The sequence below is a fragment of the Pseudomonas sp. PH1b genome (assembly GCF_000633395.1).
GTDB lineage: Bacteria > Pseudomonadota > Gammaproteobacteria > Pseudomonadales > Pseudomonadaceae > Aquipseudomonas.
Map to the genome: position 1 here is coordinate 76,567 of NZ_AYMU01000007.1, position 20,769 is coordinate 97,335.

The 20,769-nt window shown below is 64.7% G+C and carries 20 protein-coding genes; 11 read left to right on the forward strand and 9 right to left on the reverse strand.

Going from position 1 to position 20,769, the window contains the following annotated elements; genetic code table 11:
- Positions 1-37: 37 nt before the first annotated feature.
- From fabB to U873_RS0112910, 5 genes are all read right to left on the reverse strand, one after another.
- Entirely contained in the window at positions 38-1,258 is a 1,221-nt protein-coding gene (fabB, locus tag U873_RS0112890) for a beta-ketoacyl-ACP synthase I (RefSeq protein WP_025128651.1), read from the reverse strand.
- Between the two features lie 11 nt (positions 1,259-1,269).
- On the reverse strand, positions 1,270-1,785 hold the full coding sequence (gene fabA, locus U873_RS0112895; protein WP_011060067.1) for a 3-hydroxyacyl-[acyl-carrier-protein] dehydratase FabA: 516 nt from the start codon (positions 1,783-1,785) through the stop codon (positions 1,270-1,272).
- A 247-nt stretch (positions 1,786-2,032) separates the two neighbouring features.
- Complete coding sequence (locus tag U873_RS0112900; RefSeq protein WP_025128652.1) at positions 2,033-3,934, reverse strand: ATP-binding protein; 1,902 nt, start codon at positions 3,932-3,934, stop codon at positions 2,033-2,035.
- Entirely contained in the window at positions 3,931-4,860 is a 930-nt protein-coding gene (locus tag U873_RS0112905) for an ABC transporter substrate-binding protein (RefSeq protein ID WP_025128653.1), read from the reverse strand. The genes U873_RS0112900 and U873_RS0112905 overlap by 4 nt, the downstream gene beginning before the upstream one ends.
- Position 4,861: 1 nt before the next feature.
- Positions 4,862-6,985 (reverse strand): TonB-dependent siderophore receptor, encoded by a 2,124-nt coding sequence (locus tag U873_RS0112910; RefSeq protein ID WP_025128654.1) that lies wholly within the window; start codon positions 6,983-6,985, stop codon positions 4,862-4,864.
- Positions 6,986-7,180: 195 nt separating this feature from the next.
- Here U873_RS0112910 and U873_RS0112915 point away from each other — a divergent pair, with 195 nt between their 5' ends.
- The 10 genes from U873_RS0112915 to U873_RS0112960 all read left to right on the forward strand — a co-directional run bounded on the left by U873_RS0112915 (position 7,181) and on the right by U873_RS0112960 (position 15,755).
- Positions 7,181-8,206 carry an NAD(P)H-dependent glycerol-3-phosphate dehydrogenase gene (locus U873_RS0112915; protein WP_025128655.1) on the forward strand — a complete coding sequence of 342 codons (1,026 nt, stop codon included), beginning with the start codon at positions 7,181-7,183 and terminating at the stop codon, positions 8,204-8,206.
- Between the two features lie 18 nt (positions 8,207-8,224).
- A complete protein-coding gene (locus U873_RS0112920) occupies positions 8,225-8,572 on the forward strand; it encodes a DUF4389 domain-containing protein (RefSeq protein ID WP_025128656.1) in 348 nt (115 codons plus the stop codon).
- Complete coding sequence (gene sixA / locus U873_RS0112925) at positions 8,569-9,018, forward strand: phosphohistidine phosphatase SixA (RefSeq protein WP_025128657.1); 450 nt, start codon at positions 8,569-8,571, stop codon at positions 9,016-9,018. The genes U873_RS0112920 and sixA overlap by 4 nt, the downstream gene beginning before the upstream one ends.
- 174 nt (positions 9,019-9,192) lie before the next feature.
- Positions 9,193-10,860 (forward strand): AMP-binding protein, encoded by a 1,668-nt coding sequence (locus U873_RS0112930; RefSeq protein WP_025128658.1) that lies wholly within the window; start codon positions 9,193-9,195, stop codon positions 10,858-10,860.
- A 32-nt stretch (positions 10,861-10,892) separates the two neighbouring features.
- Positions 10,893-11,336 carry a hotdog fold thioesterase gene (locus tag U873_RS0112935; RefSeq protein ID WP_025128659.1) on the forward strand — a complete coding sequence of 148 codons (444 nt, stop codon included), beginning with the start codon at positions 10,893-10,895 and terminating at the stop codon, positions 11,334-11,336.
- 114 nt (positions 11,337-11,450) lie between these two features.
- Complete coding sequence (locus U873_RS0112940; RefSeq protein WP_025128660.1) at positions 11,451-12,257, forward strand: alpha/beta fold hydrolase; 807 nt, start codon at positions 11,451-11,453, stop codon at positions 12,255-12,257.
- Positions 12,254-13,108 (forward strand): alpha/beta hydrolase, encoded by an 855-nt coding sequence (locus tag U873_RS0112945; protein WP_025128661.1) that lies wholly within the window; start codon positions 12,254-12,256, stop codon positions 13,106-13,108. Before U873_RS0112940 ends, U873_RS0112945 begins: the two co-directional genes overlap by 4 nt.
- A gap of 50 nt (positions 13,109-13,158) precedes the next feature.
- Positions 13,159-13,818 carry a glutathione S-transferase family protein gene (locus U873_RS0112950; RefSeq protein WP_025128662.1) on the forward strand — a complete coding sequence of 220 codons (660 nt, stop codon included), beginning with the start codon at positions 13,159-13,161 and terminating at the stop codon, positions 13,816-13,818.
- A gap of 8 nt (positions 13,819-13,826) precedes the next feature.
- A complete protein-coding gene (locus U873_RS0112955; protein WP_025128663.1) occupies positions 13,827-14,633 on the forward strand; it encodes a DUF4892 domain-containing protein in 807 nt (268 codons plus the stop codon).
- 69 nt (positions 14,634-14,702) lie between these two features.
- Entirely contained in the window at positions 14,703-15,755 is a 1,053-nt protein-coding gene (locus tag U873_RS0112960; protein WP_025128664.1) for an AI-2E family transporter, read from the forward strand.
- A 40-nt stretch (positions 15,756-15,795) separates the two neighbouring features.
- Here the strand turns inward: U873_RS0112960 and xopAW are convergent, their stop codons facing one another.
- The 3 genes from xopAW to U873_RS0112975 all read right to left on the reverse strand — a co-directional run bounded on the left by xopAW (position 15,796) and on the right by U873_RS0112975 (position 18,563).
- Positions 15,796-16,632 (reverse strand): XopAW family type III secretion system calcium-binding effector, encoded by an 837-nt coding sequence (gene xopAW / locus U873_RS0112965; protein ID WP_025128665.1) that lies wholly within the window; start codon positions 16,630-16,632, stop codon positions 15,796-15,798.
- 114 nt (positions 16,633-16,746) lie between these two features.
- The gene (locus U873_RS0112970) at positions 16,747-17,799 is read right to left on the reverse strand and encodes a HAMP domain-containing sensor histidine kinase (RefSeq protein ID WP_025128666.1); all 1,053 of its coding nucleotides are present in this window, start codon (positions 17,797-17,799) and stop codon (positions 16,747-16,749) included.
- Positions 17,799-18,563, reverse strand: a complete 765-nt coding sequence (locus tag U873_RS0112975) for a response regulator (protein ID WP_025128667.1) — start codon at positions 18,561-18,563, stop codon at positions 17,799-17,801. The genes U873_RS0112970 and U873_RS0112975 overlap by 1 nt, the downstream gene beginning before the upstream one ends.
- Positions 18,564-18,878: 315 nt before the next feature.
- Between U873_RS0112975 and pyrF the strand changes: the two genes are divergently transcribed.
- The gene (gene pyrF / locus U873_RS0112980; RefSeq protein ID WP_025128668.1) at positions 18,879-19,580 is read left to right on the forward strand and encodes an orotidine-5'-phosphate decarboxylase; all 702 of its coding nucleotides are present in this window, start codon (positions 18,879-18,881) and stop codon (positions 19,578-19,580) included.
- 102 nt (positions 19,581-19,682) lie between these two features.
- Here the strand turns inward: pyrF and U873_RS0112985 are convergent, their stop codons facing one another.
- The gene (locus U873_RS0112985; RefSeq protein ID WP_025128669.1) at positions 19,683-20,687 is read right to left on the reverse strand and encodes an NADP-dependent oxidoreductase; all 1,005 of its coding nucleotides are present in this window, start codon (positions 20,685-20,687) and stop codon (positions 19,683-19,685) included.
- Positions 20,688-20,769 lie beyond the last annotated feature (82 nt).

The following is a 20,769-nucleotide window of genomic DNA, read 5'->3' on the forward strand; positions in this document are numbered from 1 at the left end:
ACCAGTCGGGGCTTTTCATTGCCGCAGGCAGCGGGGCTTACTTGCCCTGCCAGCGCTTCAGTACCAGGGTGGCGTTGGTGCCGCCGAAGCCGAAGCTGTTGCTCATCACGGTGTTGATGGTGGCGTCTTCGCGAGTCTTGGTCAGGATCGGCATGTCGGCCACTTCCGGATCCAGCTCGTCGATGTTGGCCGAACCGGCCATGAAGTTGCCTTCCATCATCAGCATGCAGTAGATCGCTTCGTGAACGCCGGCGGCGCCCAGGGAGTGACCCGACAAGCTCTTGGTGGAGCTGATGGCCGGGGCCTTGTCGCCGAACAGTTCACGCACGCCTTTCATCTCCGCGACATCGCCGACCGGAGTCGAGGTGCCGTGGGTGTTCAGGTAGTCGATCGGTGCGTCGACGGTGGACATGGCCATCTGCATGCAGCGGATGGCACCTTCGCCGCTTGGCGCAACCATGTCGTAGCCATCGGAAGTGGCGCCGTAGCCGACGATTTCCGCGTAGATCTTGGCGCCACGGGCCAGAGCGTGCTCCAGCTCCTCGACCACCACCATGCCGCTGCCGCCGGCGATGACGAAACCGTCACGCTTGGCGTCGTAGGCGCGGGAGGCCTTTTCCGGGGTTTCGTTGTACTGGGTGGACAGGGCACCCATGGCGTCGAACAGGAACGACTGGGACCAATGTTCTTCTTCACCGCCACCGGCGAAGACGATGTCCTGCTTGCCCATCTGGATCTGTTCCATGGCGGTGCCGATGCAGTGTGCACTGGTGGCGCAGGCAGACGCGATGGAGTAGTTCAGGCCCTTGATCTTGAACGGCGTGGCCAGGCAGGCGGATACCGTGCTGCTCATGGTCCGCGTGACGCGGTACGGGCCAACGCGCTTGACGCCTTTCTCGCGCAGGATGTCCAGCGCTTCCATCTGGTTCAGGGTCGAGGCACCACCGGAACCGGCGATCAGGCCGGTACGCGGGTTGGACACCTGCTCTTCGCTCAGGCCGGAATCGGCGATGGCGTCTTTCATGGCCAGGTAGGCGTAAGCCGCTGCGTGGCCGACGAAACGATAGATCTTGCGGTCGATCAGTTCTTCGAGGTTCAGGTCAATGGAGCCGGAAACCTGGCTACGCAGACCCATTTCGGCATATTCCGGGTTGAAACGGATGCCAGGGCGACTTGCACGCAGGTTAGCGGAGACGGTCTCTTTGTCATTGCCCAGGCACGAAACGATGCCAAGACCAGTGATAACGACGCGGCGCATGCGGATAACCCTTAGAAGTTGTCAGTTGAGGTGAATACGCCGACCCGAAGGCCTTCGGCGGTGTAGATTTCGCGGCCGTCAACGCTGACCGAACCATCGGCGATGGCCATGTTCAGCTTGCCCTTGAGCACGCGCTTGATGTGAATGTTATAGGTGACTTTTTTCGCGGTCGGCAGTACCTGGCCGAAGAATTTCACTTCCCCTGAGCCCAGGGCGCGGCCGCGGCCCGGCAGACCCTGCCAGCCGAGGAAAAAACCGACCAGCTGCCACATGGCATCCAGGCCCAGGCAGCCCGGCATCACCGGATCGCCTTCGAAGTGGCAAGCGAAGAACCACAGGTCTGGAGTGATGTCCAGCTCAGCGACCAACTCACCTTTACCGTACTTGCCACCCTCTTCGCTGATATGGGTGATGCGATCCACCATCAGCATGTTGGGGGCGGGCAGTTGCGCGTTACCTGGGCCGAACAGCTCACCGCGACTGCAGCGCAGCAGGTCTTCCCGAGTAAAGGCGTTTTGTTTGGTCATGCGAGCTCCTCAATAGTCCCGTGCGGCAGGGTTGGGCAAATCTTCCCGGCCGATCGAAGCGTTCATGCCTCGAGCCGGCAGCCTACTCATAGACTATTGCGTTGTAGTGAAAGTCACAGCGCAAAGGGCATGAATGTACACTTGTGCACTGAAATTTTTTTTGAGGGCCTTTTCGGGCCCCGTCGGGTGCCTAAGACTGCCGCACTTTCGCCCCGCACGCCAGTCGAAGATGTTGGAAAATAGCCTGTTACTGCACCCAACGTTGGAGAATTTGCTGCAGATCCGCGCGCTTGAACGGCTTGGCCAGGTAGTCGTTCATGCCCGCTGCCAGGCAGGCCTCACGGTCGCCCTGCAAGGCGTTGGCGGTCAGCGCGATGATCGGCAAATCGGCGCAACCGGGCAGTTGGCGGATCTGTCGGGTGGCTTCATAGCCGTCGACCAGCGGCAGTCGGCAATCCATCAGGATTGCCTCGAAAATCAGGCTTTCGGCACTGCGCACCGCTTGCGCACCGTCGGTGACGATGCTCACGGTGAAGCCCAGGCTGCGCAGCATGGCCTGGATCACCGTCTGGTTCACCGGGTTGTCCTCCACCAGCAGCACATTGCGGCCTTCGCCCTGGTGCACTGCGGTGCTGACTCGCGGGGCGAGCACCGGCAGGCTCTGCTGAAACAGCGCCAGGGGGATTTCCAGGGTGAACACCGAGCCTCGGCCTTCCTCGCTCTGGGCCCGCAGGGTGCCGCCCATGCGCTCGGCCAGGGTCCGGGCGATCGGCAAGCCCAGGCCGGTACCGCCGTAGCGCCGGGAAATCGAGCTGTCGGCCTGCTGGAAGGCATCGAACATCAGCTCCAGGCTGGCGGCGCTGATGCCGATTCCGCTGTCGCGCACAGCGCAGGTGAACCACAGCAGTTCGTGATCCAGGGCCTGCCACTGAGGTTCGATGGTGACGCTGCCCTGTTCGGTGAACTTCAGCGCGTTGCCGATCAGGTTGACCAGGATTTGCCTGATCCGCGTCGGATCGCCCTTGACCTGCAGCGATTCCATGCCCGGCGGCAGTCGCAGTTGCAGGTCCAGGCCCCGCTGCAGCGCACTGTGCTGGAAGGCTTGGGCGGAACTGCTGATCAGCTCGGCGAGGTTGAATGGAATGTGCTCCAGCTCCAGGGCCGAGCGCTCGATGCGCGAGAAGTCGAGGATGTCGTTGATCACCTTCAGCAGGTGTTCGGTGGATTCCGAGGCCAGCGCCGCGTACTCGCTCTGCTCCTGAGTCATCTCGGTGGTTTCCAGCAGTTGCAGCATGCCCAGAACGCCGTTCATCGGCGTGCGCAGCTCGTGGCTCATCATCGCCAGGAAATCCGACTTGGCCTTGTTCGCCCGCTCGGCTTCCTCCCGAGTCTGGATCAGTTGGGACATGGCTTGCTGCTGTTCGCGGCTGGCCAGCTCCAGGCCGGCGGCGAGGTTGTTGATGTGCCGTGCCAGATTGCCCAGCTCGCCGTCGTCGACGATCGGCAGCGGGGTTTTGAAGTCACCTTCCTGGATCGCCTTGACCGCGTGGCCCATGGCACTGATGGGCTTGGCCAGGCCGGCCGCCAGGCGCCGGGCCAGGAGGTAGGTGAAGAGCAGGGCGAACAGGGCGAGGATCCCGGCCTTGAGGAGGATTTCCTGCTGGCGCTGGTTGAAGGCGTCGTTGGACATGCCGACGATGACCCGCCCCAGGTAGCCGTCGCCCTGGGTGTTGAAGGTGCTTGGGGCATTCTGCAGGAAGTCGTTGTGCACCTGGATCCGCTGCAGGCGCACCGGGGCCTGGAACACCTTGATCTGCTGTGCGTGCTGGCTGCGGGCGGAGGGTTGCTCGACGTACACCAAAATGTTGTTGGCACTGTCCTGGACCTCCAGGAAATGCACGTGGGGGGTCGCCAGGGTCGCTTGCAGGAGGCTTTCCAGGCCTTCGTTGTTGCCGGAAATCACCCCGTACTCGGTGGCGGGTGCCAGCTGGTTGGCGATCAACTGGCCGGTATGGTTCAGCTCTTGGCGCAGATCCTGGATCCGCACAAAGGTGAAGAAGCTGATCAGCAGCAGGGTCAGGAGCAGGGCCGGGCCCAGGCTGATGAGCTGAGTGCGGGTCTGGATGTCCCATCGGCGACGCACTGTCATGGGCGTTTTTCTCCTTCACTCAACTGGCGCGCGACGGCCTCCGGGTCGACTTCCTCTATGCCCAGGGAACGTGCCACCTGTGGGTTGCTCAGTACTTTGAAGGACCCCGGGTACTGCGCGCGTGGCCAGCGTGCCGGTGGTTGGTCGAGCAGGCTGTCCAGGGTCTGCAGCCAGTCCTGCTGGTCGCTGTAGGTGCTGGCCAGGCTGCCGGCCCGGACGAAGCCGGCATTGGGCCCAATCAGCGCCAGCTGGCGGGCGTAGCTGCTCAGTAGCAGGTTCTTCACGGTTTTCGGGTTGTACAGTTTCGGATCATCCAGGCCCAGTAGCACGTCGCAGCTGCGCAACAGGTTTTGCAGCGGTCGGCTGTCGCTGGTGCTGTCCCAGGGCTGGGCGACGATCTCCATGCCCAGGGAGTGTGCCGCCAGGCGCAGCTCCTGGAGCAGGAACCGGCTGTCGTCGCTGTACAGCACGCCCACCCGGCGTACCTGCGGCAGGATGTTGTGGATCAGCTGCAGCTGGCGAGCCAGGGGCGGGTCGCTCCAGAGCAGGCTGAGCCTGGGGTGGACGCTGCCCTGCAGGCGCTGCTGGGCCTGCAGGCGGCTGATGCGCAGGACCAGGGTCGCCGGTCCCTGGGGCTCTTGCAGGCGCCAGTCGAGACTTTGCGGATCCAGCAGGATCAGGCGGGTGCCGCCGGGCAACTGGCCCGGTGCCGGCAGTTGTGCCAGTGGCATGAAGCGCACCCGGTCGTGGGGGCGCCGGGTGGCCAGTTCCTGGGTGAAGGTGCGTACGTTGTCGTTGTCTTCGTTGGCCACCAGCAAGACCTCGGCCGCCCACGACGGCGTGCACAGCAGCAGGCTCAGCACGATCAGGCCGAGGCGCAGGAGGCAACGAATGCGCAGAGCCCTCCAGGGGCGGCATGGGCCCATATCAGAACTCGAGCTCCGCGCTGAAATAGACCACATGCCGGGAATCGTAGCGATTGTCGGCGAAGGTGGTGGGCTCGTGGTCGAGGCGCTGCTGCAGGGTGCCGGCCAGTTCCAGGCTGGCCTTGCCCAGGGCCAGGCGCTTGGCGATGCGGGTGTCGACCCGTTCGAAGCGGTAGCCGTTGAGCGCATTGTCGCCATAGTAGAAGAGCGCGCTGGACCAGCCTCGGCCCCAATTGCGCAGCCAGCCGGCGGAGCCGCTGTTGCTGGCGGTCAGGTGTTGGTCCAGGCGGTTGCTGGCTTGTGCGTGGACGTAGGCGTAGGTCAGGCGCAGGCGGTCGGCGCGGCTCAGTTGCCAGTCGACCTGGGTCTCGGTGCCGGAGAAACGTGACGAGTTGCTGTTGCTGGCGATGTACTGATTGTTGCGAAGCGGCTCGCTGATCATCCCGGTGATTTCGTCGTAGAACAGTTTGACGTCGAGGTTCAGCGCCTGGTCGACGAAGTAGCCGTTGTAGCCCAGCTCCCGCGAACGCATGTGCTCCTGGTCGAGGTCACCGGGGCCGCGGGTCTTGACGAAGTACTGGGCGCTGGTCTGGCCGTTGAGCGGGGTGCTCAGGCCGGTGACCCGGTAGCTCCAGTTGACGTTGTTCTCGAACATGTCCGGGGAGCGGATGGCTTCCGAATACACGGCTCGCAAGCCATGGCGCGGGTTGATCAGGTAGTTGACCGCCACTCGCGGGGTCAGGGAGTTGCCGGTCAGCTGGGTGTCTTCGTACATTGCCCCGCCCTGGATCAGCCAGTGTTCACTGGCCCGCCATTCCAGCTGGCCGAACAGGCGCCAGGTGGTGTCATCGAGGGTGCCGTTGAAGTAGGTTTCGGAGTCGGCCCGGTCGTAACGATAGTTCATGCCGCTGACCAGGCGCAGGTTGTCCGAGAGGCTCAGGGTGTCCTGCAGTTCGAGGTCATAGCGGGTTTCCCGGGCGCTCTGGTCGATGTTGCCGCAGACGGTGTTCTTGCCACCGCCGGTTTTCCACTGGTCGATGACTTGGGTGGCCAATGCCTGTTCCGTCGGGGTTCCGCTGGGCGCTGCGCTTAAATAATCGGGCATGTGGCGCGCCAGGCGCTCGGCGTAGTTCGGATTGAGCTGCCACAGGCGCGTCAGCTCGGGGCTGAAGGAAATGGCCGCGTCGCAGGCGCGCCAGGTCTGCTGGCGATCCCAGTGCTGGGCCGAACCCTGGATATATAGGCTGTGCTGCGGATTGAGCTCCAGGTTCCAGCGCAGCGATCCGGCATAGTCCTTGGCCACCACGTCGGAATTGTTGCCTTGCTGGGACACACCGTAGAACACCGGCTGATAGGTATACGGCCTCTGGTTGGTTCCTTCCTTGGCATTCAGCTGCCAGTCGATGCTCTGCTGTTCATTGAGCATCTGGCTCACCGACAGGCTGAAGCGGTTCAAGCGCTTGCTGTCGCGGTAGTCGGCGCCCAGGCGATTGTGGTCGAAGCCGTCATCTTCCTGGCCCGACAGCGACAACCGCAGGTCGCCGGTTTCCCAGCCGGTGCCCTGGCTGGCGTACCAGTCGCTGATGCCGCGCTGGCCCCGGGTCACCTTGATGCGCGTACCGTGGCTGCTGGCCGGCGAGCGGGTGATGATGTTGACCACCGCCATCAGTGCGTTGGCGCCGTAGCTGACGGTGTTGGGGCCGCGGAACACCTCGATGCGCTCGATGTCCTCCATGGCCACCGGGATATCGCTCCAGTCCACTGTCGCCAGCCCGGCGCGGTACACCGAGCGCCCGTCGATCAGGACCTGCATGCGCCGGGCTTGGCTGGCATTGGTGCCGTGATAGTTGACCGTCGCCTCGTTGCCGCTGACCGCCCCGACCATCATTCCCGGCACCAGGCGCAGCAGCTCGCTGATGTCCCGGGCGCCGCTGGCCTTGATCAGTTCGGTGTCGAGCACGGTCATGCTCCCGGGAACCGCGGCGGGGGACTGTTTCAGGCGCGTGGCGGTCAGTACCTCGGGCAGGGCCGGGCCGTCCAGGAACAGATCGTCGGCCAGCACCGAGTGGCCGATCAACATGCCCAGCAGCAATGACAGACGAAGAGGTGAGGGACCAACGGACACGACACAGCCTTGAATCTTGATGGATGGCGCGCATGTTAACCGAGACAGTCGAGTTTTCCAGTCGATAACCCCGACATTCCCCGAATGACTCCACCTGTTCCCGACAGAGCGCCTGAATGGTCGCTGGGGCTGGTGGTGAGAAAACCGCCCCGTATAATGCCGCCATCGCCACTGCTATGGATAAACGGATTGCATATGACACAACAGCGCCCTATTGCGGTCCTGGGAGGCGGAAGCTTTGGTACCGCCGTGGCCAATCTGCTGGCCGAGAACGGCCATCCGGTGCGGCAGTGGATGCGTGATCCCGAGCAGGCCGAGGCCATTCGGGTCAATCGCGAAAATCCGCGCTACCTCAAGGGCATCAAGATTCATCCGGCAGTGGAGCCGGTCACCGACCTGCTGGCCACCCTGAATGGCAGCGACCTGTGTTTTGTCGCCTTGCCCTCCAGCGCTCTGCGCTCGGTGCTGGCGCCCCACGCCGAGCTGCTCAGCGGCAAGATGCTGGTCAGCCTGACCAAGGGCATCGAAGCCCAGACCTTCAAACTGATGAGCGAGATTCTCGAAGAGATCGCGCCCCAGGCCCGGATCGGCGTGCTTTCGGGCCCCAACCTGGCCCGGGAAGTGGCCGAGCATGCCTTGACCGCCACGGTGGTCGCCAGTGAGGACGAAGCCCTGTGCCAGCAGGTCCAGGCCGCGTTGCATGGCCGGACCTTCCGGGTCTACGCCAGTGCCGACCGTTTCGGCGTGGAGCTGGGCGGGGCCTTGAAGAACGTCTACGCGATCATCGCCGGCATGGCGGTGGCCCTGGGTATGGGCGAGAACACCAAGAGCATGCTGATCACGCGCGCGCTGGCGGAAATGACTCGCTTTGCCGTGAGCCAGGGCGCCAACCCCATGACCTTCCTCGGCCTGGCCGGGGTCGGCGACCTGATCGTCACCTGCTCCTCGCCCAAGAGCCGCAACTACCAGGTGGGCTTTGCCCTGGGCCAGGGCTTGAGCCTGGAGGAGGCGGTGACCCGCCTGGGTGAAGTGGCCGAAGGCGTCAACACCCTCAAGGTGCTCAAGGCCAAGGCCCAGGAGCTTGGGGTGTACATGCCGCTGGTGGCCGGGCTGCATGCGATCCTGTTCGAAGGGCGTACGCTGAACCAGGTGATCGAGTTGCTGATGCGCGGCGAGCCGAAAACCGACGTCGACTTTATCTCCACCAGCGGATTCAACTGAGCAGTACAGGAGCCAGATATGAACGATACGAATTCCGAAGCCAAATACGAATCCATCCTCCTGCGCGTGTTGTGGATGCTGGTGTTCGTGCTGGTGTGGCAGGTGGCCCAGTTTCTGCTCGGCGCCCTGGTCCTGGTGCAGTTGATCTATCGGCTGATCTACGGCGCGCCAAATGCCAGCCTGATGAATTTTGGTGACAGCCTGAGCCAGTTCCTGGCCCAGATCGGCCGTTTCGGCAGCTTCCACACCGAACACAAGCCCTGGCCGTTCGCCGATTGGCCAACCCCGCGAGCGCCTGAGGGCGAAGCCCCCCATAGCGTGCCGCCCGCCGCCCATCCGGCCCGTGACGAGGAGCCCAAGCTGTGAAGCTGTGGGTACTGCGGCATGGCCAGGCCGAATCCCATGCGGCCACCGATGCCGAGCGCAATCTCACCGCTCACGGTCGCGAGGAGGTGCTGCGCAGCGCCGCGCAGCTGATCGGCCAGCCCATCAGCGCGATCATCGCCAGCCCTTACGTGCGCGCCCAGCAGACCGCCCAACTGGTGCATCAGGCCCTGGGCTTCGAGGGTGAAATCCGCACGGTGTCCTGGCTGACCCCCGAGGCCAATCCGCTGCTGGTGCTGGAGCAGTTGGAGAGTGCCGACAACCTGCTGCTGGTTAGCCATCAACCCCTGGTGGGCAACCTGATCGGTCTGTTGCAGCACGGCCATCTGCGCGATCCTCAGCCCATGAACACTGCCAGCCTGGCGGAACTGGAAGGCGACTGGCCACTGGCGGGGCTGATGATCCTCAATGGCGTCAAGCATCCCTGATGCCCGCGGCGGCCTGCCAAACCCAGGCCGCCGCTGTATCCGGACCTGAGCGATAGCCGATAGTGATTCGCTACATTTCTTAACTTGCAGCGCTCCTGTGTGCGTGGAATAGTCGACCGAGCAAGTGCTTGGTTGGCTGGTATCACGAACAGAATAAGAACAAAGGAGCGAGTCATGTCTGCTGCTTTTCGTTTGCCGCTGCAAGTGTTCTACGAGCGCGAAGCTCGTCATCCCCAGCAACGCTTTCTGGTCCAGCCCAGCGCTGGCGGACAGGTGCAAGAGCTGAACTGGTTCGAGGTCGGCCAGCAGGCCCGACGTGCCGCTCAATGGCTGCGGGAGCGGCAACTGACCCCGGGCAGCCATATCGCCATCATCGGCAAGAACTCCGCGCACTGGATCATCAGCGACCTGGCGATCTGGATGGCCGGCCACGTTTCGGTGCCGCTGTACCCCAACCTTACCGCCGAATCGGTGGCCCAGGTGCTGGAGCATTCCGAGTCGGCCCTGGTGTTCATCGGCAAGCTCGATGACTGGCCGGGCATGGCGCCGGGAGTCCGCGCCGGGTTGCCCAGCATCCGTCTGCCGCTGGGCCCCGAAGGCCATTTCGACTTCAGCTGGGACGACCTCCAGCGCTGCGAGCCGATCACGGACAACCCGAGCCCGGCCGCGGACCAGTTGGCCACCATCATCTATACCTCCGGCACCACGGGCCTGCCCAAGGGCGTCATGCACAGCTTTGCCAACCTGGGCTTCGCCGCCAGCCACGGCGTCCAGCTCTTCGGCCTGGGCCCCGAGGACCGGCTACTGTCCTACCTGCCGCTGTGCCACGTGGCCGAACGGATGTTCGTCGAGATGGCGGCGATCTACACCGGGCAGACGGTGTTCTTCGCCGAGAGCCTGGACACCTTCCTCGCCGACCTGCAACGGGCCCGGCCCACGGCGCTGTTCGGCGTGCCGCGGATCTGGACCAAGTTCCAGATGGGGGTCTACAGCAAGGTCCCGGCCAAGCGCCTGGAGTTTCTCCTGGGCCTGCCCTTCATCGGCAAGCGCGTTGGCCACAAGGTCCTCGCCGGCCTGGGCCTGGACGCCTTGCGGGTGGCCCTGTCGGGAGCGGCGCCGGTCCCCCAGACGTTGCTGCACTGGTATCGCCGCCTGGGCCTGGACGTGCTGGAGGTGTACGGCATGACCGAGAGTTGCGGTTACTCCCACATCGGCCGCTCCGGGGAACATGTTCCCGGGTGGATTGGCCGGCCCTGCCCGGAGGTGGTGGTGCGCATCGACGAGGCCGGGGAGGTCCAGGTCAGCAGTGGCGCCACCATGCAGGGCTACTACAAGGACCCGCAGAAAACCCGGGAGACCATCACCGAGGATGGGTTCCTGCGCACCGGCGACAAGGGCGAACAGGATGCCGCGGGCAACCTGCGCCTGACCGGCCGGCTCAAGGAAATCTTCAAGACCAGCAAGGGCAAGTACGTGGCCCCGGCCCCGATCGAGAACCGCCTGGCGGTGCATTCGCACATCGAGCAGGTGTGTGTGGTGGGCGACGGATTGAGTGCGCCGCTGGGCTTGTGCGTGCTGTCGGCGGCGGGATTGCAGGCTGCTGCCGGCAATGCCCGGGAGGGCCTGCACAGCAGCCTGGAAAACCTGCTGGCCCAGGTCAATACCAGCCTGGACAAGCATGAACGCCTGCACCGACTGGTGGTGGTCAAGGACAGCTGGGCGGTGGAAAACGGTTTCCTGACCCCGACCCTGAAGATCAAGCGCAACGTGATCGAGGCCACCTATGGCGGCAATTTCCAGAGCTGGAGCGAGCGCAGCGAAGCCGTGCTGTGGCAGGATTGAGCGGCACCAACCACCCAAAGAAGGAAGCGGCGATGAGTCTGTGGCGTACCATTCCGAACATCGAACAATTGAATGCAATCCAGAAGAACACCATCGGCGAAGTGCTGGATATTCGCTTCGAGTCCTATGACGAGCAATCGCTGACGGCGAGCATGGTCATCGACCATCGCACCCACCAGCCCTATGGCCTGTTGCACGGTGGGGCCTCGGTGGTACTGGCGGAAACCGTCGGCTCCATGGCCAGCTACCTGTGCATCGATGCCAGCAAGTTCTACTGCGTGGGGCTGGAGATCAACGCCAATCACCTGCGGGGCTTGCGCAGCGGTCGGGTCACGGCGGTGGCCAGGGCGATTCATATCGGTCGCACCACCCACGTCTGGGACATCCGCCTGAGCAGTGATGAAGGCAAGGCCAGTTGCGTTTCGCGCCTGACCATGGCGGTGGTGCCGCTGGGGCAGACCCCGCCGGCAGCCTGAGGGCCGGCTACATAGGCTGAGCCCGGGTGTCAGTATTCCTGTCCGTTACGGTCATTGCCCTGGTGCAGGGGCTTGCGGACAATCGCAACTCGTTTGATGGATGGATGTGCCGGTATGTCGCAACAGGTGTTTTTCGCTCACGCCAATGGGTTTCCATCGGGCACCTACGGCAAGCTGTTCGCTGCCCTGGCGCCTGAATTCGATGTGGTCCATTTGCCGCAGCATGCCCACGATCCGCGCTTTCCGGTGGACGATAACTGGCGCAGCCTGGTGGACGAACTGATCCACCACCTGCAACAGCAGGCCGAGCCTGTCTGGGGCGTGGGGCATTCGCTGGGCGGGGTGCTGCACCTGCATGCGGCGCTGCGCTGCCCGGAGCTGTATCGCGGGGTGGTGATGCTCGACTCGCCGGTACTGACCCGGGCCGACCAGTGGGTGATCCGCGCGGCCAAGCGCTTTGGCTTCATCGACCGCCTGACCCCGGCCGGGCGAACCCTGGGACGTCGCGAAGAGTTCGCCGATATCGAGTCCGCGCGCAGTTATTTTTCCCGCAAGACGCTGTTTCGCGCCTTCGATCCGGACTGCCTCGACGCCTATCTGCAGCACGGCCTGCAGCCGGTGGGCGATCGCCTGCGCTTGCGCTTCGATCCGGCCACCGAGATCAGCATCTATCGCGGCGTGCCCCACACCAGCCCGGGTAGCGCCCGCCAGCTCAAGGTGCCCCTGGCGGTCGTGCGCGGCCAGCAGAGCCGGGTGGTGATGCGACATCACACCAGCGCCGTCGGGCGCATGCCCCAGGGCGAGTCGCTGACCATGCCAGGCGGCCACATGTTTCCCCTTGAGCGGCCCCAGGACACAGCGACCCTGCTCAAGGCGCTGTTCAGCCGTTGGGAAGGCCGCCAGCCACGGAGTTGTGCATGAGCGCTGCCGTTGAAGAAGTCCGCCTGAGCCTGCCCCATATCGAGCTGGCGGCCCATCTGTTCGGGCCCGAGGACGGCTTGCCGGTCATCGCCCTGCATGGCTGGCTGGACAATGCCAACAGCTTTGCCCGCCTGGCGCCCAGGCTCAAGGGCCTGCGCATCATTGCCCTGGACCTGGCGGGGCACGGTCACTCCGGGCATCGTCCCCCGGGGGCCGGCTACGCCCTCTGGGACTATGCGTACGACGTGCTGCAGGTGGCGGAGCAACTGGGCTGGAAACGCTTTGCCCTGATCGGCCACTCCCTGGGGGCGATTGTGTCCCTGGTGCTGGCAGCAGCGCTGCCGGAGCGGGTCAGCCACCTGGCCTTGATCGATGGCGTCGTTCCGCCGACGGCCAGTGCCGAGGGCAGCGCCGAGCGCCTGGGCATGGCGTTGCAGGCGCAGTTGGCCTTGCAGGGCAAGAGCAAGCCGGTCTACAGCACCCTGGAACGGGCCATCGAGGCGCGGATGAAGGGCTTGGTGGCGGTCAGTCGCGAAGCTGCCGAATTGCTGGCCCAGCGTGGCCTGATGCCGGTGCCGGGCGGGTATACCTGGCGCAGCGACAGTCGCCTGACCCTGGCTTCGCCACTGCGTTTGACCGATGAACAGGCGATGTCCTTCGTCCAGCGAGTCAGTTGCCCGACGCAACTGGTGGTGGCCGCGGATGGCATGCTGGCCAAGCACGACGCCCTGTTGCAGCGCTTGCCCTTTAGCCGTGAACAGCTGCCGGGCGGGCATCACCTGCACCTCAACGACGAAATCGGTGCAGGCTTTGTCGCAGACTGTTTCAATCGGTTTTTCGCCGTTCCTTGACTTGACCGGGTCAACTGTCGAGGCTGGGCGGGTTGAAATGGGAGACAACCATGATAGATCTGTACACCGCTGCGACCCCCAATGGCCACAAGGTTTCGATCCTGCTTGAAGAACTCGGCCTGCCCTATACGGTGCATGCCCTGAGTTTCGACAAGCAGGAGCAAAAGGCGCCGGCGTTTCTGAAGATCAATCCGAATGGGCGTATTCCGGCGATTGTCGACCGTGACAACGATGATTTCGCAGTATTCGAATCCGGCGCCATCCTGGTGTACCTCGCCGAACGCAGCGGCCAGTTGCTGCCTGCCGACCCCAAGGGCCGCTCCATCGTCATGCAATGGCTGATGTTCCAGATGGGCGGCATAGGGCCCATGCAGGGCCAGGCCAACGTGTTCTTCCGCTATTTCCCGGAAAAGCTCCAGGGCGCCATCGATCGCTATCAGCATGAAACCCGGCGCCTGTATGAAGTGCTCGACACGCGCCTGCAACAGGCCGAGTACCTGGCCGGGGACTACAGCATTGCCGACATCGCGACCTTCCCCTGGGTGCGCGGTCATGAGTGGTCCGGCGTTTCGGTGCAGGGCTTGCCGGCCCTGCAACGCTGGATGGCGGCCCTGGAGGCCCGGCCTGCGGTCCAGCGCGGCTTGCAGATTCCGCAGCGCAACGATGACGCCAGTGTCGTCAAGGGTGCCCAGGCCATGCTTATCCGATGAGAGCCTCCATGCGTTCAATCAGTGTTCTGGGCCTGTCCTTCGTCAGTGCCCTGGCGGTCGCCGCCGACCTGCCCGGCAGCCACGACCTGCCCCTGGTGCCCCGTCTGACCGATGCCCAGATCGTCGACTACCGACCCGAAGTGGAGCAGGAACGGGTCTACCCCATGGGCTCGATCCGCAAGATCAGCGGCCAGTTGCGTTTCGACGGCCAGGTCAATGCCCGGGGCAAGCTCACCGCCATCACCTACCAGCTACCGGCCGAGCGCACCTCCACCGAGGCGTTCACCCTGGCGCGGGAAGCCTTGCAGAAGCAGGGGGCCGAGCTGTTGTTCTGGTGCCAGGCGCGGGACTGCGGTGAGAGCAGCCTGTGGGCCAACGAAGTCTTCGGCAACGCCAAGCTGCTGGGGGCCGACGAGCAGCAGGCCTATCTGTTGCTGCGCCTGGCAGCGCCCCAGGACAACTCCCTGGTGGCCCTGTACAGCATCACCCGGGGCAATCGCCGGGCCTACCTGCATGTGGAGCAATTCGATGCCAGCGCGCCCCAGGGTGACCTGTTGCCGACCTCGGCGACCCTGCTGCGGCAGTTGAAGGACACCGGTACGCTGGACCTGCCGAAGCTGAGCGCGGGGCCCCAGCCGGCCTGGCTCAACCTGCTGTCCCGCGGGCTGAACCTGGACACCACGATGCGTGTCAGCCTCTCCGGCAAGCAGGCCGAAGCCTGGCGCCAGGCCCTGATCGGCCAGGGCGTGCTGGCGACGCGCATGGAAACCGGCGACACCGAAGCCACCGGCCTGCATTTCGAATTACTGCGTTAAGCTGTTTCAGGCGGCCTGCGATTGCGGGTTCGCCTACTCTTCTCTGTTTATCCTTGCGCGAGACACTTCATGCCCAATAACGATCGCCTGCTGGTGCAGATCCTGCTCCTGGTGTTGTTCGGTGCCAGCTTCTGGGTGATGGCGCCATTTTGGTCGGCGCTGTTCTGGGGCGCGGTGCTGGCGTTTGCCAGCTGGCCGCTGATGCGCCTGCTGACCCGCTGGCTCAAGGGGCGAGAATCCCTGGCCGCAGCCTTGCTGACCCTGGGCTGGATGGTGCTGGTGGCGGCGCCGCTGGTCTGGCTTGGCCTGAACCTGGCGGACCATGTGCGCGATGCCACGGCCTTCATCAAGGACGTGCAGGTGGATGGGTTGCCCGCGGCCCCCGACTGGCTGGCGGGCATACCGTTCATTGGCGAGCGGGCGGTCGGCTGGTGGAACAGCATCGACCAGCAGGGCGCGGCCCTGATGCTGGCGATCAAGCCGTACCTGGGGCAGGTGGGCAACTGGCTACTGGCGCGCAGTGCGCAGATCGGCGGCGGTATCCTGGAACTGACCCTGAGCATCGTCTTCGTATTCTTCTTCTACCGGGACGGCCCGCGCCTGGCGCTGTTCGTGCACAAGCTGCTGGAGCGCTTGATCGGCGAACGCGCCGGCTATTACATCGACCTGGTGGCCGGCACCGTGCAGCGAGTGGTCAACGGGGTGATCGGGACTGCGGCGGCCCAGGGCCTGTTGGCCCTGATCGGCTTTCTCATCGCCGGCGTGCCGGGCGCACTGGTACTGGGGATTGTGACTTTCCTGCTCAGCCTGATTCCCATGGGGCCGCCCCTGGTGTGGATTCCCGCCACGGCCTGGCTGGCCTGGAAGGGTGAGTACGGGATGGCGGTGTTCCTCGGGATCTGGGGCACGTTCATCATCAGCGGCGTCGACAACGTGCTCAAGCCGTACCTGATCAGTCGCGGTGGCAACCTGCCGCTGGTGATCGTGCTGCTCGGGGTGTTCGGGGGCCTGATCGCCTTTGGTTTCATCGGCCTGTTCATCGGCCCGACCCTGCTCGCCGTGGCCTACAGCCTGCTGCTGGACTGGAGCGCCAGCCAGGCTCGGGCCCAGGAACCTCGCTGAGCCACCCATTGCCGCTCCAGGCTGGAGCGGCATGGGCTCATCAGGCGGCGACGTTGACGCTGCTGCCGACCCGGCTGCTGCTGGTCAACTGATATTGCTGGTTGAGGCTGGCGATCAGCTTGTCCAGGGCGACAGCCATGGCGGATGAATCGCTCGGGCGATTGCCGTCGGAACTGCGTCCGGCCTGCAACGCGGCCTTGAGCTCATCGCTGCTGATGCCGCCGCTGTTGTCACTGTCGAGGATTTTCAGCAGCGCCGCGCTGTTGTCGGTGCTGGCGCTGTTGTCGCCGGTCTGCAGGGCCGTGCTCAGCTCGCCGGCGCTGATGCTGCCATCTCCATCGCTGTCGAGCTGGCTGAACAACGGGGTGCCGGAAACCTGCTGCGCTGGCGGCGGGGCCAGGCTGGCGGCCAGCTCATCGATACTGATGTTGCCGTCCTGGTTCTTGTCCAGGGCCGAGAACACCTGCTTGCTGTCGGCGCTGCTGCCGGCACTGCTCAAGCCGCTGCTCAGTTCATCATGGCTGATGGCCCCGTCGCCATCGCTGTCCAGGGCGCTGAGCAGGGCATCCGCCAGCTCGGTGTTCGGTGCCTGGTCGTGACGCGGGGGCGGCGCCATGGCCGCCATTTCATCACTGCTCAGGCTGCCGTTGCCGTCGCTGTCCAGATCGCTGAAGTGCCTGCTCAGGCCGACCAGGATGCCGTTGTCGCCTTTCTGTGACAGGGCGCTGTTCAGCTCGTCCTGGTCCACTGCACCGTCGCCGTTGCTGTCGAGCTTGGCGAACAGTTCCTGGTGCAACGTTTGGCCGCGGCTGACGCTGGAGGTACTGCTGCTGGAGCTGTAGTAGCTCGAATAGTTGCTGCTGACACTACCGATCATTGGGCTCACTCCCTGCGGATGAATGAAGCCGGTGGCTGTGCACCGGCCCTGGCAGCCTCAGGGGAGCAGTTGTCCTGGGTATTTGGGCTTTGTACCGGTCGCTACACAAGGCGCTCAGGGGCGGGGCAGGTGCAGGACGGCGGTCAGGCCGCCGCCTGGGGTCTCCTCCAGCCGCAATTGGCCGCCCATGCGCACCGCGGCCTCGCGGGCGATGGTCATGCCCAGGCCGACACCGCCGGAGTTGCGGTTGCGCGAGCCTTCGAGGCGAAAGAAGGGTTCGAAGACCGCTTCGCGCTTGTCGACGGCAATCCCCGGCCCATGGTCGATGACCCGGATCAGCAGGTGTTCGCGGTGGTCTTCCAGGGCCAGGGTGGCCTGCCCGGCATAACGCAAGGCGTTGTCCAGCAGGTTGTTGAGGCACGACTGCAACGCCATGGGCTGCACCAGCAGCGGCGCGCAATGGCCCTGGGCCTGGACGTCGGCGCCCTGGTCCTGGGCGTTCTCGCACAGGGATTCTGCCAGGGCCTGCACGTCCATCCACTGCTCGGCCTCGCTGGTGCGCTGTTCATGCAGGTAGCTGAGGGTGGCGTCGAGCATCTTGATCATGTCGTCCAGGTCCTGGCGCATCTGCCCTTGCAGCTTGCTGTCCTCTATTTGCTCCAGGCGCAGCTTGAGCCGTGACAGCGGGGTGCGCAGGTCGTGGGACACCGCGCCGAGCATGCGCCCGCGTTGCTGCACTTGCTCGCGGATGCGCTTCTGCATCCGGTTGAAGGTGCTGGCTGCTTGTCGCGCCTCTCGTGGACCGACTTCTTCCAGGGGCGGGCTGTCGAGGTCTTCACTCAGGCGCTCGGCGGCGTCGCTCAGGCGCTGGATTGGCCGTGACAGCAGCTTGGCGCCGTACCAGGCGGCGATGATCAGCGAAATGAACTGGAACGTCAGGGGCACCAGCGGGCCGCCGAACCAGGGACGTGGCGGACGCCTGGGGTAGGGCGGAGGTGATCCGGGAGGCAGGCCGCTGAGCTGACCTGCCGATGCAGGAGGTGGCGGTGGTGGTGGAGGCGGCCCGTAATGGTGAAACCAGAAGAAGGCCAGCAGGTGGGCGAGCACGATCGCGATCAGCAAGACGCCGAACAGGCGGCCGAACAGCGTATCGAAGCGCCCACGCATCAGCCGATGTCTCGGGCGTCGAACAGGTAGCCTTCACCGCGTACGGTCTTGATCAATTGCGGCGATTTCGGGTCATCCCCGAGCTTTTGCCGCAGGCGCGATACCAGCAGGTCGATGCTGCGATCGAAGGCCTCGATGGAGCGTCCACGGGCAGCGTCCAGCAATTGCTCACGGCTCAGCACCCGGCGCGGTCGCTCGATGAACACCCAGAGCAGGCGGAATTCGGCGTTGGACAGCGGCACCACCAGGCCGTCGGCGGAAATCAGCTGGCGCAGGACGCTGTTCAGGCGCCAGTTGTCGAAGCGGATGTTGGCCCGCTGCTCGCTGCGGTCGTCACGCACCCGGCGCAGGATGGTCTGGATCCGCGCCACCAGTTCCCGGGGTTCGAAGGGCTTGGCCATGTAGTCGTCGGCCCCCAGTTCCAGGCCGATGATGCGGTCGGTGGGCTCGCAACGGGCGGTGAGCATGAGGATCGGGATGTCCGATTCGGTGCGCAGCCAGCGGCACAGGGACAGGCCGTCTTCACCGGGCAGCATCAGGTCGAGCACCACCACGTCGTAGTGCTCGGCCTGCAGGGCCTGGCGCATCGCCGCGCCATCGGTGACGCCACTGGCGTGGATGTTGAAGCGCGCCAGGTAGTCGATCAGCAACTCGCGGATCGGCACGTCGTCGTCGACGATCAGCGCCCGGGTGTTCCAGCGCTTGTCATCGCCATTGACCGGGGCTTTGGAGTCGTCGTGCAAAGGGGCTGGGGAGTTATGCATGGGTGCGGTCATCTGCCAGGTAGGCTGCCGGCCACCAGGAGGCGACGGCGAGGTTGTGGCTTCAGCATAGGCGTCCGGCCTGGGGGCTGGAAGTGCTGTTCGAAGGTCTTGCGGCTGGCGAGGGTAGCGCCGGGGGGTGTTGCTGGCGTGTCGGCAGTGTATCGAGCTTGATACAAAGCCCGGATCGACGGGGATTTGCCGGGCGCATCGCCAGGCTCGATCGCCGTTGAGGAGGATTTACCTCTCATCGGGTCCCGGAGCGTCGCGGCTTGCGCTACAATCCGCGCCGATTTCGACTTGCCTGAGAGCCCCTTCATGTCCGCCTGCCAGACTCCTATCATCGTCGCCCTGGATTTTCCCACCCGTGACGCCGCACTGAAACTGGCCGATCAACTGGACCCGAAACTGTGCCGGGTCAAAGTCGGCAAGGAGCTGTTCACCAGCTGCGCCGCCGAGATTGTCGGAACCCTGCGCGACAAGGGTTTCGAAGTGTTCCTGGACCTGAAGTTCCATGACATCCCCAACACCACCGCGATGGCGGTCAAGGCCGCTGCCGAAATGGGCGTGTGGATGGTCAATGTGCACTGCTCCGGTGGCCTGCGCATGATGGCCGCCTGCCGCGAGGTGCTGGACCAGCGCAGCGGTCCAAAACCCCTGCTGATCGGCGTCACCGTGCTGACCAGCATGGAGCGCGAGGACCTGGCCGGCATCGGCCTGGACATCGAACCCCAGGAGCAGGTGCTGCGCCTGGCTGCCCTGGCGCAAAAGGCCGGGATGGACGGCCTGGTGTGCTCGGCCCTGGAGGCCCAGGCGCTGAAGAGCGCCCATCCTTCCCTGCAACTGGTGACCCCGGGGATTCGCCCGGCGGGCAGCGCCCAGGACGACCAGCGACGGATTCTCACCCCGCGTCAGGCCCTGGATGCCGGTTCCGACTACCTGGTGATCGGTCGTCCCATCAGCCAGGCGGCAGACCCGGCCAAGGCCCTGGCGGCCGTGGTGGCCGAACTGGCCCTGTAACCTGCGGTTCGCCCCGACCGGGTCCCGCTGCAGGCGGCGCCCGGTCGGCAGGCCGCCGGTGCCAGGATCCAGATCAGCCCCCGCAGCGGGGCTGTCCCCCCGTCAGACTTTGAGCACCAGCTTGCCGAAGTTCTCGCCGCTGAACAGTTTCATCAATGTCTCCGGGAACGTCTCCAGTCCCTCGACGATGTCCTCCTTGCTCTTGAGCTGCCCCTTGGCCATCCAGCCGGCCATTTCCTGCCCGGCGCTGGCGAACTGCGCGGCATAATCCATCACCACAAAACCTTCCATGCGCGCACGGTTGACCAGCAGCGACAAGTAGTTGGCCGGGCCCTTGACCGCTTCCTTGTTGTTGTACTGGCTGATGGCGCCGCAGATCACCACCCGCGCCTTGAGGTTCAGGCGGCTGAGCACTGCATCGAGGATGTCGCCGCCGACATTGTCGAAATACACATCAACGCCTTTCGGGCATTCGCGTTTGAGGCCGGCGTGGACATCTTCGCTCTTGTAGTCGATGGCACCGTCAAACCCCAGTTCGTCGATGAGAAAGCGGCACTTGTCCTGGCCGCCGGCGATGCCCACTACCCGGCAGCCCTTGAGCTTGGCAATCTGCCCGGCGATGCTGCCCACCGCCCCGGCGGCGCCGGACAGCACCACGGTGTCGCCAGCCTTGGGCGCACCCACGTCCAGCAGGGCAAAGTAGGCGGTCATGCCGGTCATTCCCAGGGCGGACAGGTAGCGCGGCAGCGGTGCAAGCGCCGGATCGACCTTGTAGAAGCCCCGGGGCTCGCCGAGAAAGTAGTCCTGTACGCCCAGGGCGCCATTGACGTAATCACCGACGGTGAACTGCGGGGTGCTGGAGGCAATCACCTGGCCCACCCCCAGTGCGCGCATGACCTCGCCAATGGCTACCGGCGGGATGTAGGACTTGCCTTCATTCATCCAGCCGCGCATGGCCGGATCCAGGGACAGGTAGTGGTTCTTCACCAGGACCTGGCCCGGGCCGGGGGCGCCGACTGCAACCTGCTGGTAGGTGAAGGTGTCGCGGGTCGCGGCGCCGACCGGGCGCTTGGCGAGCAGGAACTGGCGATTGGTCTGGGTGGTCATGGCAGGCCCTCGAGGGTGTTGGGGGGAGAGCTAGTTGATAGACTTTGCGAGGCCATGTCGCAAGCTGTGCCGACTCAGCGAA

Bases quoted from the DNA above. Each gene is read 5' to 3' on its own strand.
- U873_RS0112915 (WP_025128655.1), top strand. From the start codon at position 7,181: ATGACACAACAGCGCCCTATTGCGGTCCTGGGAGGCGGAAGCTTTGGT.
- U873_RS0112930 (WP_025128658.1), top strand. From the start codon at position 9,193: ATGTCTGCTGCTTTTCGTTTGCCGCTGCAAGTGTTCTACGAGCGCGAA.
- U873_RS0112935 (WP_025128659.1), top strand. From the start codon at position 10,893: ATGAGTCTGTGGCGTACCATTCCGAACATCGAACAATTGAATGCAATC.
- U873_RS0112960 (WP_025128664.1), top strand. From the start codon at position 14,703: ATGCCCAATAACGATCGCCTGCTGGTGCAGATCCTGCTCCTGGTGTTG.
- U873_RS0112900 (WP_025128652.1), bottom strand. From the start codon at position 3,934: ATGACAGTGCGTCGCCGATGGGACATCCAGACCCGCACTCAGCTCATC.
- U873_RS0112920 (WP_025128656.1), top strand. From the start codon at position 8,225: ATGAACGATACGAATTCCGAAGCCAAATACGAATCCATCCTCCTGCGC.
- U873_RS0112950 (WP_025128662.1), top strand. From the start codon at position 13,159: ATGATAGATCTGTACACCGCTGCGACCCCCAATGGCCACAAGGTTTCG.
- U873_RS0112970 (WP_025128666.1), bottom strand. From the start codon at position 17,799: ATGCGTGGGCGCTTCGATACGCTGTTCGGCCGCCTGTTCGGCGTCTTG.
- U873_RS0112955 (WP_025128663.1), top strand. From the start codon at position 13,827: ATGCGTTCAATCAGTGTTCTGGGCCTGTCCTTCGTCAGTGCCCTGGCG.
- U873_RS0112940 (WP_025128660.1), top strand. From the start codon at position 11,451: ATGTCGCAACAGGTGTTTTTCGCTCACGCCAATGGGTTTCCATCGGGC.
- pyrF (WP_025128668.1), top strand. From the start codon at position 18,879: ATGTCCGCCTGCCAGACTCCTATCATCGTCGCCCTGGATTTTCCCACC.
- U873_RS0112985 (WP_025128669.1), bottom strand. From the start codon at position 20,687: ATGACCACCCAGACCAATCGCCAGTTCCTGCTCGCCAAGCGCCCGGTC.
- U873_RS0112905 (WP_025128653.1), bottom strand. From the start codon at position 4,860: ATGGGCCCATGCCGCCCCTGGAGGGCTCTGCGCATTCGTTGCCTCCTG.
- xopAW (WP_025128665.1), bottom strand. From the start codon at position 16,632: ATGATCGGTAGTGTCAGCAGCAACTATTCGAGCTACTACAGCTCCAGC.
- fabB (WP_025128651.1), bottom strand. From the start codon at position 1,258: ATGCGCCGCGTCGTTATCACTGGTCTTGGCATCGTTTCGTGCCTGGGC.
- U873_RS0112975 (WP_025128667.1), bottom strand. From the start codon at position 18,563: ATGCATAACTCCCCAGCCCCTTTGCACGACGACTCCAAAGCCCCGGTC.
- U873_RS0112945 (WP_025128661.1), top strand. From the start codon at position 12,254: ATGAGCGCTGCCGTTGAAGAAGTCCGCCTGAGCCTGCCCCATATCGAG.
- fabA (WP_011060067.1), bottom strand. From the start codon at position 1,785: ATGACCAAACAAAACGCCTTTACTCGGGAAGACCTGCTGCGCTGCAGT.